Genomic DNA, 16,623 nt, shown 5'->3' with positions numbered 1-16,623 from the left:
ATGAGTGAAGTTATGAACCTATATCAAGAACGTCTGAACCGAATTTTTAAAACCTTAAGACTGGAACAAGCCGACCGTGTTCCTGTGCTGGGCACGTATGGAACTTGGAGTTCTTACTTTGCAGGGTATACCGATGCAGAAACCAATTGGGATACGGATAAATGCGGCAAAGCCCTAATGAAAGTAGCAGATGAGCTTCCAGTAGATATGATCCATATGATCTATAACAGGCCGGGTGGCGTGTATCAGGCATTGGGGAGCAGTGCATTCCACTACTTAAGTGACAGCAATATCGTCCAGTATTCCGACGAGTCTGCCCAAATAATGAAAGATGATGAATATCCCGAATTTACCAAAGATCCGTTCAGGTTTTTGGTAGAAAAGGTTTTGCCGCGAAAATATGCCGAACTGGCTAAGGATTCACCGATGAGGGATTTAGCATTTGCCAAAGGAGCCATGAAGTTTGGAATGTATGGCGGCCAAAAGGGAGCTATTGAGGGTTCACTTGCCGCGCAATATGGAATGCCTTTGCTATTTGACGGTATTATTTTACACCCGATGGATTGGATTGCGGATTTCTTCCGGGGCATAAAAGGAGTATTTGGAGACATTCGCCGTCGTCCGGCGGAATTCGCAGAGGCCATCCAAGCGTTTACACCGTTGGTCATCAGGCTTGGCATGGGTCAAGTGCACATGGGGCCACCGAAACCAAACCCCAAAGTCCTTCTTTTCCCGCTGCATTTACCTACGATGCTGAAAGTAGCGGACTTCGACAAGTATTACTGGCCGTCGTTTAAAATGATCATGGAATTTTTTGCTGCCCATAATGTCTATGTAATACCGTTCTACGAAGGTGATTGGTCGCGTTATTACAATCATCTTCAAGAGCTTCCAGCCAAGAAAACAGGGGGTTGGTTCGAACATGGTGATCCTAAAGAGATAAAAGATAAACTCAAAGACACCATGTGCGTCATCGGACTTTTCCCGGCGACACTGCTGCAATATGGCACCAAGGAAGAATGTATTGCCAAAGCGAAAGAATTATTGGATAATCTGGCACCTGGCGGAGGATACATTTTTGGCACCGATAAGGAGCTTCTTGCGCCAGCTGATGGCAAGGCGGAAAACATCATCGCCGTAAATGAATTTGTCATGGAGTATGGTATTTATAAATAGGAGGTGTTTCACGATGGAAGAACAATTGTTGATCTCTTGGAGTGATATCGTTAAAGAGCATCCGGAACTCGCAGACAAGGACCCCGCGATGGGAATGAATTGGGATATTGGACAGGAAATGATTTTTGCCTATGTAACTTTCCTTGCACTCTTTTAAAACAAAGAGAATAAGGAAGACTAAATAAAACGGGGCCGTTGCTAACGAATTATCTTAATTCGTTTTGCAACGGCCCCGTTTTACTTAATCATAAAGGGGAGACTTAACGATTATCATTGGAAAAAATCAAAAGACCTATGAACAAATTATCGCCCACTAATTCATATGTTTTTTGCAAATGATATCTTTACTTGTATAGACGAGTTAATGGAATAAAAAAATTATTTCAGAATTACAAAACTAAACAAAAAAATTTAAGGAGGATGATTTGAAGTGGTGGATTTGAAAGTCCTGACTCAAGCGATGTCCGATTTGGACGAAGACGTGTTAAACAAGGCGATTGATGAAGTACTAAGCAAAGACGACAATGCCGCAGCTCAAGAAGTTGTTAAAGCCTGTCAGCAAGGTATGACGCTCGTAGGTGAACGTTATGATTCGGGCGAGTACTTTATCGGAGACTTGGTCTTTGCCGGGGAAGTGTTGCAAAGTGTAATGGACAAGCTCAAACCGGCTTTAAGTGCAGGTTCCTCAGCAAAAGGTGGAAAAATTGTCCTGGCTACAGTTTTCGGAGATCTTCATGACATAGGTAAAAATATTTTCAGATCCATGGTTGAAGCCGCAAATTTTGAGGTAATCGACCTGGGGATCAATGTTCCGGTCAGCCAGATCGTGGACAAGGTTAAAGAGGTTAATCCTGATATTGTGGGATTAAGCGGCGTATTGACTTTGGCGCTGGATAGTATGAAGGAAACGGTTAATGCGCTTAATGAAGCAGGCTTCAGAAGTTCAGTCAAGGTGATTATCGGCGGAGTACCGGTTAATGAGGTTGTTTGTAAAAGCATAGGTGCCGACGCCTTCTCGACAAACGCAGCTGAAGGTGTGAAAATATGCCAAGGATGGGTGGGTTGATCAATGAGTGAAGTAATGAATACTTATCAAGAACGTTTGGACCGTGTCTTCAAAACTTTAAGGTTGGAACAAGCGGATCGCGTCCCAGTGCTAGGTACTTATGGGACTTGGGGTGCTTACTATGGAGGATATACTGATTCTGAGACGAATTGGGACATGGATAAATGCGGTAAAGCAATGCTGAAGATGGCGAATGATATTCCGATGGATATGCTTCATCAGCCTTTTGCCAGACCAGGCGGCGTTTATCAGGCGTTGGGGAGTAAGGCATTTCACTACTTAAGTGACAGCAATATTGTCCAGTATTCCGACGAATCTGCCCAAATAATGAAAGATGATGAATATCCGGAATTCAGCAAAGATCCATTCAGGTTCTTGGTAGAGAAGGTGTTGCCGCGAAAATACGCTGAGCTGGCTAAGGATTCACCGATGAGGGATTTAGCATTTGCCAAAGGCGCCATGAAGTTTGGGATGTTTGGCGCCCAAAAGGGAGCCATTAAGGGTTCACTTGCCGCGCAAGGAATGCCCGTGCTATTTGACGGCATTATTTTACACCCAATGGATTGGATTGCGGATTTCTTCAGGGGCATTAAAGGAGTATTCGGGGACATTCGCCGTCGTCCGGCGGAATTGTCAGAGGCTATCCAAGCGTTTACACCGTTGGTCATCAGACTTGGCATGGGGCAGGTTCACATGGCACCGCCGAGCCCAAACCCAAAAGCTCTTCTTTTACCGCTGCATTTACCTACCATGCTGAAAGTAGCGGACTTCGACAAGTATTACTGGCCGTCGTTTAAAATGATCATGGAATTTTTCGCTGCCCATAATGTCTATGTAATACCGTTCTACGAAGGCGATTGGTCACGTTTTTACAATCATCTTCAAGAACTTCCGGCTAAGAAAACAATGGGCTGGTTTGAACACGGAGATCCCAAAGAAATGAAACAAAAGCTCCAAGATACCATGTGCATCATCGGACTTTTCCCGGCGACACTGCTGCAATATGGCACCAAGGAAGAATGTATTGCCAAAGCAAAAGAATTATTGGATAATCTGGCACCTGGTGGAGGATACATTTTTGGTACCGATAAGGAACTTATCGCGCCGCAGGATGCTAAAGCAGAAAACGTCATTGCCGTAAACAAATTTGTCATGGAGTATGGTATTTATAAATAGGAGGTGCTTCACGGTGGAAGAACAATTGTTAATCTCTTGGAGTGATATCGTTAAACAGCATCCGGAACTCGCAGATAAGGATCCTGCAATGGCTATGAGCTGGGATATCGGACAGGAAATGATTTTTGCCTATGTCACTTTCCTGGCGCTCTTTTAAAATAAAGAGAATAAGAAAGACTTAAAAGACCTGATATGCTCCCTTCGTAGTAGACAGTTAAAATAATAAAACTGTTTTTATGAAGGGAGCATATTTTTTATGGGACGGAAAACAAAAGTTCCAATAGGGGAAAAATTGAGAGCAATTGAAGATTATCTTTCTGGCAAAAGAGGGACATCTCAAATCTGTTACGAATTACAAATTCATAAGAGCTCCTTTCAAGCCTGGCTTCGCAAATATCAAATAGAAGGAAAACAAGGACTACAGACTTTAAGAGCTAATAAATGTTATCCTGATACAATAAAATTGCAGGCAGTTACAGATGAAGAAGAGCGATATGCCATAGCAGAATTATGTAATTTTGCTGATATCGCACGCTCTTCATACTATAAATGGATTAATCGGCCAGAAAGTGAAACAGACAGAAGGAATACACTGATACTGGAAGAGATGATTCGGCTATACACAGAAGTTCATGGTATTTACGGATACCGGCGCATGACGATGAATATCAACAGGATCATGAGCCAACAGTACAATCACAAACGCATCTATCGATTGATGGAATCTGTCAATATGAAGTCTGTCATTCGCAAGAAGCGGAAGAACTATATCCCAAGTACACCTCAGATAACCGCTGAAAATATACTGAACAGGAATTTCCAGGCAGATAAACCGAATCAAAAATGGTTGACTGATGTCACGGAATTCAAACTTACAAATGGGCTGAAAGCTTATCTGAGTGCGATACTGGATCTCGGCGACAGAAGAATCGTTTCTTATGTCCTTGGGCATGCCAATAACAACCAGCTCGTCTTTAAAACCTTTGACCTGGCAGTAGCAGCCAATCCTGATGCAAAGCCACTATTCCATAGTGATAGAGGTTTTCAATATACCAATAGACAGTTCAAAAATAAGATTGATAGCATTAGTGGTACGCAAAGTATGTCCCGTGTCAGTAGATGTATCGATAATGGTCCGATGGAAGGCTTTTGGGGAATCATCAAATCTGAGATGTACTATTTGCAGAAGTTCCATACCTATGAGGAATTAGAACTAGCGATTGATCAATACATTGATTTCTATAACACGAGAAGATTACAGAAAAATCTAAAAGGCCTGACTCCGATAGAGTATCGAAATCAGACCTTAGCAGCATAAAGTTTTTAGTTTTTTTATCTGTCTACTTGACAGGGGGCAGTTCATCCTGGCTGTTTTTACTAGAAGATATAAGAAAAAAAGATGTTGATTATCATCGGAGAAAAAAACAACAGTACGATTCCGAAGGTAAAGCAGGCATAGCGTCTTAACGCGGATTAAAGAATAATAAAAGTTTATATTGTATAATATATGCGCTATAGTTGCATTCCTAAGATAGTAAAGCACTTAATAGCAGCACTTAATAAATTCTCAATTATTTCTTTAGGACGTGCCACTATACAAACCAAATGATAAGAATATTATCTTGGTTAAATCTAGTATTAACACTTTATTATGCTGTTGTGACTTCAATCTTCCTTAACTTAGTTTACCATAAAATATTTACAAAATTATTAATGTATGCAAACATTTGGAACATTTTTTATACAAAATGAGGAAAGGGGAGATAGGCATTTAACCAGCATATTGCCCGGCGGTTGAAAAAATGACGGGAGGAAGAAGGGTATGAAAGAAGATCTTAAAAAATTGGACGTAGTAGTTCCGGATACATTCTTTCCAGTTGAGAAACTAGTTAAGTATACTCATTTAGGGTCTGTAAAAACCTATCCGAAAGGAAGTACGGTTGTTTTTCCGGGAGATAGAATGCTAACTCTAGGTTATGTCATTTATGGAAGGCTTAGAATCAATAGGTTCATTGAGGATGAACGGGAAAAGTTGATGTATTTTGCTGGGAAGTATTGTATATTGAGTCTTTTATTCACAGAGTTCAGTCGCATCTATGCTGTTGCCACTGAAGACAGCCAAGTTTGTTTTTTTACCGAGCAGCAAATCAGACAAATCTTTCGTATAGATGACGATATTGTAATTGATGTTCTTAAGAACTATCAATCGAAAATAAATTATTATTTAAGACAAGTAACAGAAATGAATTATTTTAATCCTACTGTCAGAGTGGTAAGGTTACTTCACAAACTTTGCCTTACCAGTGGTATCGAAGTAGACGATTGTATAGAGATTAATATTGACCTATCGATGAAAGATATATCGGAAATTACGGGGACGCACTATGTAACAGTATCTAAAGTATTGGGATGGTTAAGAAGGCAGAATATCTTGGAAAAAAAGAAAAACAAAATAATTATCCGCGATTTACCAAAGCTATATATGCTGACACATGAAACACATGTTTTAGAAGTAACACATGGAAAAAGAATAAGATAATTGAAAAATAGAAAACAACAAAAATATAGTTTTTCCTAATTATTTTACAACAGGCAATTGAAGTTTTAAACCGATTTAAAGATTCAATTGCTTGTTGTTTTATATAATGTACTTGTATGAACAAATTTATTTCTTAACTGGGAAGGAGGTGAAAAATATGAGCACATTTTTAATTTTTATCGCCGGTGTGTTATTTTTAGGAGGAATTATTTTCATTAAACCCCGTGCCAAGCGTGAATTAATGTGGAAAACGGTTCTCAACTGGAGCTTATTTGTACTATGGTATGCCATTACTTGGACCGGTATTTCCTTTGTTTACATTAATGCCAGCGTTGGCCATGTCAAAGCAACAAGTACGGCAATATTCTTATTCTTGGGAATTTCTGTGGTTCTTGCGGTTGTTTTGGCTCGTCTGTTAGGTTTTATTGGCGTAAAAAAAGCAAGCAATGCAGTACAAGCTTAGAAGGGAGGTCATAACATGGTAGAAAAAACAGAGCAAAAACAAAAATTAGGAATGAACCGGCGCAATTTTCTGAAAGCTGGAATGGCCGCAACAGCAATGGGGGTCATAGGAGCGATCAAGGCTCCGGCAAAATTGGCGAATGCTGCTGTTCCAAGTAGTGTTAACTACTTAGCCCCGGCCAAAGGGCAATGGTCGAAACTTCATCCCGAGCATAACTATGGCGGAGCTAGCGTTACGTTTGCGGAAAATAATGATCAATGGTTAGGGACATCTAAGCTTGTTGGGACAGTGAAAAATACCAATGAGGCTGATATGGGGTTTAATTTGGCCCGGAGGGGGCTAATTAGTGATAGAGCCCATAGAGGAGTTTATAATTTCGTTCCTAAACATCCTCAGGGAGGAGCAATAAGTGCGACTCTCGGTTTTGTTGGCACAGAAGATGCAGTGGACGGCAAACCGGCGCCTGAAAAATTACCGATTCCAGACCCGGAGCAAATGTCCCAGCATATTAGAGACCTTGCCTATTTTTTGAGAGCCGATGAGGTGGGCATTGGGAAAATGCCTTCTTATGCTTACTATTCTCATAAAGTATATCCCACAAAGGATTTAGCTTACCAACCGGTAGAAGAATGTGTTTATCCAGTAACACAACGTTATCCCTATGTAATCGTCGTAATGGTTGACCAACACCTGGAGACCATGTTGGGATCGACTGGCTATGATGGAGTCAGTGCGTCTCAATCTATGCGCAGCTATCATGCTACGGGCAATATTGCGGTTATAATAGCAAAATATATCAGAAGCCTCGGCTATAATGCCAGAGCTCACCACGCAAGAAACTATATGGCCGTTATGCCACCTCTAATATTGGCGGCAGGGTTGGGGGAATTAACCAGAACAGGAGACTGTGCAGCCCATCCCCGGCTCGGATTCCGTCTTAAAGTAGCGGCTGTTACCACAGATTTGCCACTGCTTCCCAATAAACCAATCGATTTTGGCATGCTGGATTTCTGCAGAGTATGTGGAAAATGCGCGGATGAATGTCCATCCAAAGCCATCACGCCTGACAAAGACCCAATTGAATATAACGGTTACTTACGTTGGAACAGCGACATGAAAAAGTGCACGGAATTCCGTGTATCCAATGAAGAAGGTTCTTCCTGCGGACGCTGCATGAAAGTCTGTCCCTGGAACTCCAAGGAAGATTCTTGGTTTCATGAAGCTGGGTTGTGGATTGGGAGCAGAGGGGAAGCCAATGCAAAGCTTCTCAAGTCAATTGACGATATGTTCGGCTATGGCACTGAACAAATCGAGAAGTACAAGTGGTGGTTGGAGTGGCCGGAACTTTATAAGATACCTGCCAGTATCCCTCCGGCTCCGGCCCCAAAGGCTTCTCCCGCTCATTAAAATTATTTTTTCGTAATAGAACAATGCACTGTAAGCGACGGGTTTTTAACCCGTCGCTTAAATTTATTCCATTACGGGAGAAGACCTTCTTCCACCTTTTCTTCATGTAATATTTTAGCATGAAATGTTTTAAAGAAATTTAGTATGTGCAAAAATGAAAAGAAAATCTTGTTTAAGGTTTGGCATTATAAATAAGAAATGACGAACAAAATATTTTTATAATTGTATCTCCAGATATAGTCAATCATTTTAGCTGAAGTAAAATACAACTGAAATATTAATACCATTTAGGAGGAGATACATTCATGGGAAACAACTTAGACAGACGAAGTTTTTTGAAAACTTCACTCATGGGTACTGTCGCTGCCGCTGTTGCAACGGCTACGGTGGCAAAGGAAACATTTAATCCTTTGGTTGCCCAGGCGGCAGACATCGTAGCGCCTATCAAGGAGACTTCAGAATTTCCTTACACAGTGGATGAAAAGTATCAACGGTTGCCGGGGGACAAGATTTATTATCAAAAAGTATTTGACACTGAAGAAAATAAGACGCCGATTAAATTTGTGAACGATGATGTTTCTAAAATCACTGGGAAAAAAGATACCGGGAAAGACCTTCCGCGGATTAACGCCGAGAAGCTTGGGATTAAAGGGCGTAATTCAACCGTTAGCGAAACGGGAGTAAGTTTATTCTCTCAACATGATGGTACTGTTCTACCACTGCGCGATGGGGAAGAAGGGTGGCGTCAAATAGACGCTGCATTGGCTTTAGCCGCCTGGGCGGTGGAACTGTCGTTTGGCGGATTTACTGCAATAGGCAGCGGTCCGTCAGGAGTAATTTATCAGTATCCCATTAATCCCGAAACAAATGAAGTGGCGAAAGAGCCAGTGGCTGTCCAGGGATTGTATAATTGGGATAATAGTTTAGCAGAGGCGAGGCGAAATCAGGGGAGACAATGGAAATTCAACTCTGCGGAAGAGGCCACAAAATATATAAAAAGGGCGGCTATTCATCTGGGGGCAGATCTGGTCGGTATTGCACCCTATGATGACCGCTGGACCTACGCCAACTGGTGCAGACCAAAACACAAGCCGTTCAAACTACCTAATGGCAGTACTGCATATGTACCGTATAATCTTGACAAATTACTTAAAAATGAGGGAGTAGAAGTCTTCGGACTGAATAGGTTTGATGCGGATTGGGAAAAATATGCCGGCTTTAAGCCAAAATACGTGATTACTGTAGCTTTTGAAATGAGTTACGAGGCTTTTCGCACAGCACCAGCGATTCTGCAGAGTGCTGGGCCAGGTATGGCTTACTCAAAGATGGCAGAGATGACCAACAAGCTTGCAACTTTTTTAAGATATCTGGGGCACAATGCAATCCCGTCAGGAAACGACACGGGGATGAGCGTTCCTATTGCAGTTCAAGCCGGTCTCGGAGAGGCCGGAAGAAACGGGTTGCTTATTACTCAAAAATTCGGTCCTCGGGCTCGTATCGCCAAAGTCTACACAGATTTGGAACTTATTCCTGACAAGCCGAAAAGTTTCGGGGTGCGTGAGTTCTGCCGCCTTTGCCTGAAATGCGCGGACGGTTGCCCGGCTCAGGCTATCTCTCATGAGAAAGAGGCACGTGTTCTGCAGCCTGAAGATTGCGGTACTTCAGAGAATCCTTATACAGAAAAATGGCAGGTTGACGCTCACCGTTGTAATTCATTCTGGGCTTATAACGGCAATGACTGCGGAGTATGTATAGCAGTATGTTCTTGGAATAAGATCGGGCAATGGAATCATGATATTGCCAGAATCGCTACCCAAGTTCCCTTGGTTCAAGATGCGGCGCGTAAGTTCGATGAGTGGTTTGGCTACAACGGCCCGGTAGACCCCGAAGAACGGATCGAGTCCGGGTATGTTAAGAACAAAGTGAATGATTTCTGGAATAACCTGGAGCCGGTAAAATAATTGGAGGTGTGATCCATCATGATGACGATTGTAGATGTCCTGACTTGGATGAGTTTCGGCATATTATTGCTTCTAATTCAATATGGTATTTGGTGGTATTTGAAAAGCAAAGGAAAGAATACGATTGGTTTTCAACTTGGCGGTTTTGGTGCAAACTTTTTCTTGGTGTTTTCTTTCGCTTGGGGTTATGCCAGTTTTGTTGAAGGGGAATATCAAGCAGTTGCTATGGGCTTTCTTTTCTTTGGCGGTGTAGCGTTGATTCCGGCCATTATCACATATAGGCTGGCAAATCGTTCCACAAAGAAGACCATAGAAAAAGGTGAAACTAACGCGATTTAGGAATAATTTAAGATAATGTAATCCGTTTTAGACACGCAGCCACTTATGTTGTTAATTGTATTAAGTGGCTTGCGTGTCCGTGCCATCAAACATACAGTTCAAAAAAACATATAAGATGAGGATGAAGATGTGGAAGGGAAAAGGAAAAATCCGGAGACCTACTATTTGGCTGTATTATTTATAACTTCAATCGCGGCGATCTTTTATGGTATCTTTTGGACGAGTAAAACCATTGATTACGAGGCGGTCATTCAGCAGAACATTCCTGGTGTCACATCCATCGAGAAAATGATCGGGGCCCAACGCGCTTATCAAGTTGATGCTGCAGGAAAAAAATATTATGCCGTCTGTGACTCCGCAGTAGGATATCAATCCCGCATCGAAGCCATGACCATCGTCAGCCAAGAAGGCTTCGTGGAAAAAGTAATTGTCACCCAGCAGGGCGAGACCCCCATCTTCTTTGAGAGACTCTATAGCAGAAAGCTGTTTGATCAATTTAAAAACCTCTCCGTCAAAGAACCTATATATCTAGGAGGGGCCTCAGGCTATTCCGGTTATCTGGATGAAAAACAAACCAATAACTACATTGACCGGGTAACCGGTTCCACTGTATCGTCTCATGCTGTAGCTGAGGCAGTAAACAAAGGAACTGCTTATATCGCATCCAAATTCTTCAACACGCGCTGGAGCAATCCCTATGACAGCTATCAATTTAACCGGCAGGATTTGGCGATGATGGTGATCTATATCATCGCGCTCGCTGCAGCCTTCATCAAAAAACTCGTGCGATTGCGGATTTGGATACTTTTAGCAAGTTTCGGGGTTATGGGATTTTTCGTAAAAGAATTCGTAGCAGCCAGCAACTTATTCTCACTAATAACACTGCAAATACCGGGCTTGACCAATATAGGATGGTATGTGCTTATTTTCGGAACATTGGGCTTTATAGTCCTTTTGGGCAAGAACATTTACTGTGCGTGGATCTGCCCTTTCGGAGCAGCCCAAGAGGTTATTAACAAAGCAGCAGGTTTTAAATCCTTGGGGATTTCCCCGCAAGTTACCAGGAAACTAAAGCTGGCTGCACCGACCATCCTATGGGCGGCCATCATGCTAGGAACCTTCCTAGGGGACTATGGAACATTGGATTACCAGCCGTTTAGTGCATTCTTCCTGTTTAAAGCCGTATGGGTCATGTGGTTAATGCTGCCGGTATTTATTTTCATCAGTCTGTTTATCAGCCGGTTTTATTGTCAATTCTTCTGTCCAGTCGGCTTTATACTCAACTTACTCAATCGTTGGCGGAATAACGGGGTGAACGTATGGAAACAAATGTGGAACAAAATAGGGAACCAAAAATGGAACCGAATAGGGAACCAAAGGTAGAACCAAAGAAAAAGCAACAAAGCCTGAAAATAAAGGATCTGTTATTTATTGCCTTAATACTGATACTAGGAGCAGCTCACATCATCGTAATGCTCCAATCAGTCGGCATTATCCGGGCAGACCGTTAAAAAATTACCGGAAGGGGAGGAGGTTTCAAGTGGCAATCAACATAAAGGTTAGAGACAGGATGAAACAATTCGAACTTGGACAGTACAAAGGATTAAATGTCGATCGTTTTGATGTCTCCGTCAAAGAAGAAGAACTTAACGAAGCACTCAATTATGTTAAAAAATCTTTGGACGAAATCCAGGTCGAAAAAAATGATGAACCGATCGAAACCGGAGATTATATCATTGTAAATTTTGAAGGAACGGAAAATGGAAAGATAGTCCCCAAATTTAGGGAGAGGGGCTTTAAGTTCAGATCGGGCGACGAAAACATCTTACAAGAATTCTCAGCCAACCTGCTTGGTAAGAAAATGGGCGAGACAGTGAAATTTACAACAACAATACAGCCTGTTTTGCCGGAGTACCAAGCCTCATGGGGGCAGCGTATCAATTTTTCTGTCGAGATTGTAAAAGTATACCGTATGAAAGAGCCGGAATTGACGGACGATATTGTCCGGGAAATTGACCCAAGAGTAAAAACGCTGCTGGAGTTAAAGGAATTATTGGCAGCAGAGATTAACCATGAAAAAGAAGCAATGGCACGCACAGCAAATATCGAAAAAGTGTTCCAGGCTCTGGCGGATGGAAGTAAGTATGAATTCGATGAGGAGATCTTAAATCAAGCAGCGGAAAATTTGTACCAGAAATTTGCTAATGAGCTGGAAAAAAGCCATGACATAGAACTTATTAATTACTTAATGCAAAGAAAGATAACGGCTGAAGAGTTACTTGCTGAGTGTAAAAAAGAGGCTGCGAAAATAATTCTTGGAGAAAAAATCTTGGATGCTGTCATTCAAACAGAAGGAATTCAACTTACTGATGAAGAAATCAAACAGGCAAAAGAACAACTGAAGAAAAACTGGCAAGAGGATCAGGACGTCGGTCTGGCAGGAGAGCAAAAAGTGTTGGAAACCCAACTTTTGCGAAGAACAGCCATGGATTTTTTGCTGGAGGCAAATTTAGTAAAACCATAACTTTATAAAATAATATGTTTGGGGGTTGGGATAACATGTATATCGCCAATTCGCTTGTGTATTTGCAGTGGATTGAACGGCCGGTTAAAGACACTGTTATCAGATACGCTTCAAGTCATGGAACCAGGGTATCATTTAAAAAAGGCGCTATCATCATTCCGGAAGGGAGTGTTGCGGAGCATGCCTATGTTGTCATTAAGGGATGGGCTGCATATTATCTGAATAATCTCTGTGGAGAAGAAAGGATTGCCTCTTTAGTAGGTCCTAGGAGGATTTTCGGCTTAGGACCGGCATTCGATCAGCTTCCAGTTAGCGGAAGTATTCAAGCTATCGAAGATTGCGAGGCGTATAAGATTTCCCGAAAAGATTTGATTCAGGCCATGCTTGAGGACATTAATTTAGGAATCGAAATGGTATCCATTGTAACATTGAGATTGCGGTCAATTTTAGAAGGGGAAAATATCTTTTCTTCTTTGACAACTCCCAATCAGAGGCTGATCTATTATTTCGTTTCCTTGCTCCAATCTGGTGAACAGAAGAAACACGGGAACGGGGATTGGTATGAGTTGCCGGTAAATCTGTCCCACGAGCGAATAGGGGAAATTATCAGTGCCTCTCGGAGTACGGTATGCCGAATGATCAGCCAGTGTAAACATACAGGGAAACTTAAAACTGTAAGAAATAGGCTTTTTATTCACAGGGGACTCGTAGAAGAATACGGGGTAATAGAAATTGATGGTTCGACAGATGCCCGGCTGCTAACAAAAATTTGAGATTGACTATTTTCATTGTTTGGGATTTGAAGATATACTTTCTGGTTTGTGAATAACTATTCTTTTATATAGTTGTAATAATTCTTTTGAAACCACATGGTTTACGTTACTTAATAGGTCCATTACTGCACCTATGGGGCATAAGAAATAGCACCAGAACCTATAGCTAAATACCGCTATTACCAACACGATGATAAGTTCTATCCAATCAAATCCTGTTCCTTTGAAGCCAAATACTGTTCCAAACGGTTCAATATTTCCTGAAGCCGGATTGTTATTGATTATTACTAGAAAAATACCAAGCCATAGCAAGAAATAACGTGTTACTTTAAAGATTTTGGCAATTTTCAAACGGTATTTTACCCCACAAAGTTTATTGATGATTTCCTGCAGACCGCCAAAGGGGCAAACCCAAAAGCAATAAATATTTTTTCCTGTAAATAATGGCAAACCAATTCCTGTAAATAAGACTAAATACCATAAAAAATTTTCCCGTATTGAAGGGAAGAAACCTAACATCGCGCCTGTCAAATATTGCATAGATATTGGACGATTAAGCCAAAAACCAAGCACGATTATACTACAGCAAATGATTGGAAATCGAAGATTTAATTTTCTTTTAATAAGAAGATTCAATTGCTTATTGAAGAAAGAAAAAATGATAGCGCAAATAAATATCAACATTACGGCAGCTTCTGCCGCTCCAAAATTCCATGGTTCACTTATTTCTTTGACTTCAAGGTTCAGATTTTCTCTGCCGACAGCATGGGATGCGTTGCGAATCGCTTTGGCTATAGCTTTTGAGGAGATGGTGGCACCTGAGACTCCGTTAAGGTCTGCTCCCAGAACAAAAGGGGAAGTTACTTTTGCAGTCTTAAATTTGTCCAAATAACCTTTTCTAAGGACTTCTTCTAAATAAGAAGGGGTCTCTTTTTGTTCGGCAATAATTGTGCTAATAATTTGTCCGTCTAAATCTATACCTACTGCAATCTTTAGAGGACCGCCATAACCATTGGCTTCTCCAAAAGCTACAAAACCGATCTCTTTTTGATTTGAATCTCTTACCAAAAAAGTTAAAGGGTCTGGGGAAATTTTTTCGAATTCTTCTGCTTGCGGATACGCTTGTTTTAATACTTTAGCATATTGATTAGCCTCGTCTGTTTTTTCACTCGTTATTTCTTTGTGTAGAAAGCACCAAGCCCCAAGTAGTGAAACGATGGCCAGAAATATTATTACCTTTTTAACCAGCAAATAATTTTTCATATTCTACATCTCCAGAAAGGTAGGGGAAGTGCGCTTCTAAAATTAACACTCCCCCTATGGTTATATTTTACTTACCGTCTTTCATTAAAGTTTGAAAGGTTTCTTTGCACCATATCCCAAAGTTTTATCCACGAAGACAAGGAAACGATCAAGTGGTGAGGCATGTTCTATGATCGAAGGTGTGATGTCATGGAACCAGGCTGTTCCTTTTACCTTATTGTACGGACATACTCCTATGCAAACACTGCAAGATGAACGATTTATTCTCCAAAAGTCAAAACATTTTCTTCCGTCGACAGGCCATCTGACGACACCGGGGCGGTTGGATATGTTGAGTGTTTCAGCTGTTTGTTCACCTGAGCTAATACAACCGTTAGGACAATTTTCTGTCACATTTTTTGCAGACATCGCAGAATGCTTTAACGCCCATATCCACAGGCTTATCTGGCATCAGAGGTGCGTCGGTAAGTACGGCACATAACCGTACCCGGGGACCAAATTTAGGCGTAATCAACAATCCGTTTCTTCCTAATTCGCCCATACCGGCTTCAAGTGCGGCAGGAATTGTTGGCATCGTATCATTACCGATAGGGATGGCCGGATATCCTAAACCTCGGATGAACCTAGCCAGTGAGTCAGCAACTTCCACCATGTTAGAGTAGCCAAGTCCGGCACTTGCTGAAGCACTATAGGTTTTTAGATCACGAATTGGGTCATTTTTCATCTCAATTGCTGCCACTACAGCATACTTAAACTGTGCAGGATCTTTCGGCCAAGGCTTACTCGTTTTTTCTTTAAAGTTAAAGTATTGCGAATAAATCCAATTAGGGTCTAATTTGGCAATGCCTACATCAAAAGCTCCCAGAAATAAGCCTGCGTTCTTGACCTTTCGGCTAAATATCTCAGGCTCTTCTTGAAAAGCATTCGGAGCTATCGTATCATCCCAAATCATGGGGTTATCAGTATTTTTAGTAGTAACTGTATTATAGGCTTCAGAGATTTTCTCATCCATGGTAATAACGGCATCGTCCCACCGCATTAAAGGTGATTGGGCAGAAACTCCAAAAGCGTTCATAAATGCCCCGTTATTATGCACGTGCCATGCGGCCAAGTTCATAGCCATGTATTCGTGCTCATCTTTTACACTAAAATCGCGAGCCTGTAAAGTTTTTCTCCAGGCGTTGTATTCAGCATCCCAAAATTTGCGAGCGAACATGGTATTCTTCTGATCGAAACGGCCATAATCCTTAGTCAACTCGTAAACTGGTTTATCTACGGTTTTAGCCTGGGCTTGTTCCGGCACTATTAGGGCAGGAACGCTTAAGGCTGCTCCGGCCGCTAGCGCTGCTTTTAAGAAATTTCTTCTTGAAGTCTTCATGCCACTTCCCCCTTTTTCTCCATGTTGACCGAGTTCTTTTTACCCGGGGTAAGCATTTTCCTGAGAAGGGGTAATAATACCAGCATGATGGCTATAATAGTCCCTCCCATAATTGCAGCAGCTCTTGTTTCATCTTCAGCAATACTGAGACAGACAATATCAATTGCCAAAAAGGCAAGGGCATACCAAATGACAAAAACTCCCCATTGATACCATTTTAAAATAATTTCTTTTTCCTTCAAGCGCTTGTTGAATGTTTGGGCGATAAAGAAACTTAAAGCTCCTGCCGCCATCCAAATTAACCACACAAAAACCACTCCCTTTTTTTGATCTGCCATGATTACGGACACCTAATCGTTTTGTTTAACTTTGTTGTTAGATACCCCCTTTAGACATTGAGATTTTGTTTGTGATGAAAGGCTATAGCTCTTTTGAGATAAAGATAGCAAAATAAAAAAAGAAAACATATTGCCCGGACAACAGGGATTTTGTTGTCTAGGCTACATATTTTCTTTGCCTTTTAAAATATTAGTACTTTATAAGCTTTGTGGATAAATT

At 41.4% G+C, this 16,623-nt stretch carries 17 protein-coding genes; 14 read left to right on the top strand and 3 right to left on the bottom strand.

The genetic code is table 11. The annotated features are described in order from the left end of the window. From DEHRE_RS09995 to DEHRE_RS09940, 14 genes are all read left to right on the top strand, one after another. Complete coding sequence (locus DEHRE_RS09995; protein WP_025205954.1) at positions 1 to 1,176, top strand: uroporphyrinogen decarboxylase family protein; 1,176 nt, start codon at positions 1 to 3, stop codon at positions 1,174 to 1,176. A gap of 13 nt (positions 1,177 to 1,189) precedes the next feature. Further along, a complete protein-coding gene (locus DEHRE_RS15025) occupies positions 1,190 to 1,333 on the top strand; it encodes a hypothetical protein (RefSeq protein WP_015043201.1) in 144 nt (47 codons plus the stop codon). Positions 1,334 to 1,606: 273 nt separating this feature from the next. Beyond that, on the top strand, positions 1,607 to 2,242 hold the full coding sequence (locus DEHRE_RS09990) for a cobalamin B12-binding domain-containing protein (RefSeq protein ID WP_025205953.1): 636 nt from the start codon (positions 1,607 to 1,609) through the stop codon (positions 2,240 to 2,242). Positions 2,243 to 2,245: 3 nt separating this feature from the next. Next, on the top strand, positions 2,246 to 3,418 hold the full coding sequence (locus DEHRE_RS09985) for a uroporphyrinogen decarboxylase family protein (protein ID WP_025205952.1): 1,173 nt from the start codon (positions 2,246 to 2,248) through the stop codon (positions 3,416 to 3,418). 13 nt (positions 3,419 to 3,431) lie between these two features. Beyond that, positions 3,432 to 3,575, top strand: a complete 144-nt coding sequence (locus DEHRE_RS15020; RefSeq protein ID WP_167539427.1) for a hypothetical protein — start codon at positions 3,432 to 3,434, stop codon at positions 3,573 to 3,575. A 99-nt stretch (positions 3,576 to 3,674) separates the two neighbouring features. Continuing rightward, positions 3,675 to 4,736, top strand: a complete 1,062-nt coding sequence (locus DEHRE_RS09980) for an IS3 family transposase (RefSeq protein WP_025205951.1) — start codon at positions 3,675 to 3,677, stop codon at positions 4,734 to 4,736. A 504-nt stretch (positions 4,737 to 5,240) separates the two neighbouring features. Further along, the gene (locus DEHRE_RS09975; protein ID WP_025205950.1) at positions 5,241 to 5,957 is read left to right on the top strand and encodes a Crp/Fnr family transcriptional regulator; all 717 of its coding nucleotides are present in this window, start codon (positions 5,241 to 5,243) and stop codon (positions 5,955 to 5,957) included. A gap of 157 nt (positions 5,958 to 6,114) precedes the next feature. Beyond that, positions 6,115 to 6,420, top strand: a complete 306-nt coding sequence (locus DEHRE_RS09970) for a hypothetical protein (protein WP_020492685.1) — start codon at positions 6,115 to 6,117, stop codon at positions 6,418 to 6,420. Positions 6,421 to 6,435: 15 nt separating this feature from the next. Then, entirely contained in the window at positions 6,436 to 7,827 is a 1,392-nt protein-coding gene (locus tag DEHRE_RS09965) for a reductive dehalogenase (RefSeq protein WP_025205949.1), read from the top strand. Between the two features lie 305 nt (positions 7,828 to 8,132). Then, positions 8,133 to 9,788 carry a reductive dehalogenase gene (locus DEHRE_RS09960; RefSeq protein ID WP_020492687.1) on the top strand — a complete coding sequence of 552 codons (1,656 nt, stop codon included), beginning with the start codon at positions 8,133 to 8,135 and terminating at the stop codon, positions 9,786 to 9,788. 21 nt (positions 9,789 to 9,809) lie between these two features. Beyond that, entirely contained in the window at positions 9,810 to 10,127 is a 318-nt protein-coding gene (locus DEHRE_RS09955; RefSeq protein WP_025205948.1) for a hypothetical protein, read from the top strand. Positions 10,128 to 10,256: 129 nt separating this feature from the next. Further along, complete coding sequence (locus DEHRE_RS09950) at positions 10,257 to 11,510, top strand: 4Fe-4S binding protein (RefSeq protein WP_025205947.1); 1,254 nt, start codon at positions 10,257 to 10,259, stop codon at positions 11,508 to 11,510. Positions 11,511 to 11,667: 157 nt separating this feature from the next. Continuing rightward, positions 11,668 to 12,651, top strand: a complete 984-nt coding sequence (locus DEHRE_RS09945; protein ID WP_242836941.1) for a trigger factor — start codon at positions 11,668 to 11,670, stop codon at positions 12,649 to 12,651. Positions 12,652 to 12,686: 35 nt separating this feature from the next. Continuing rightward, positions 12,687 to 13,424: a Crp/Fnr family transcriptional regulator gene (locus DEHRE_RS09940; RefSeq protein ID WP_025205945.1), complete on the top strand. Its 738-nt coding sequence runs from the start codon at positions 12,687 to 12,689 to the stop codon at positions 13,422 to 13,424. A 12-nt stretch (positions 13,425 to 13,436) separates the two neighbouring features. Here DEHRE_RS09940 and DEHRE_RS09935 read toward each other — a convergent pair whose 3' ends face one another. The 3 genes from DEHRE_RS09935 to DEHRE_RS09925 form a co-directional block, all read right to left on the bottom strand. Continuing rightward, complete coding sequence (locus DEHRE_RS09935; protein ID WP_025205944.1) at positions 13,437 to 14,687, bottom strand: 4Fe-4S binding protein; 1,251 nt, start codon at positions 14,685 to 14,687, stop codon at positions 13,437 to 13,439. A gap of 373 nt (positions 14,688 to 15,060) precedes the next feature. After that, positions 15,061 to 16,065 carry a twin-arginine translocation signal domain-containing protein gene (locus DEHRE_RS09930; RefSeq protein ID WP_025205943.1) on the bottom strand — a complete coding sequence of 335 codons (1,005 nt, stop codon included), beginning with the start codon at positions 16,063 to 16,065 and terminating at the stop codon, positions 15,061 to 15,063. Beyond that, positions 16,062 to 16,403: a hypothetical protein gene (locus DEHRE_RS09925; protein ID WP_025205942.1), complete on the bottom strand. Its 342-nt coding sequence runs from the start codon at positions 16,401 to 16,403 to the stop codon at positions 16,062 to 16,064. The genes DEHRE_RS09930 and DEHRE_RS09925 overlap by 4 nt, the downstream gene beginning before the upstream one ends. Between the last annotated feature and the right edge of the window lie 220 nt (positions 16,404 to 16,623).

The sequence above is a fragment of the Dehalobacter restrictus DSM 9455 genome, assembly GCF_000512895.1.
GTDB lineage: Bacteria > Bacillota > Desulfitobacteriia > Desulfitobacteriales > Syntrophobotulaceae > Dehalobacter > Dehalobacter restrictus.
Note: the sequence above shows the minus strand (reverse complement) of the source record. Positions and strands in the feature narration are given on the sequence as shown.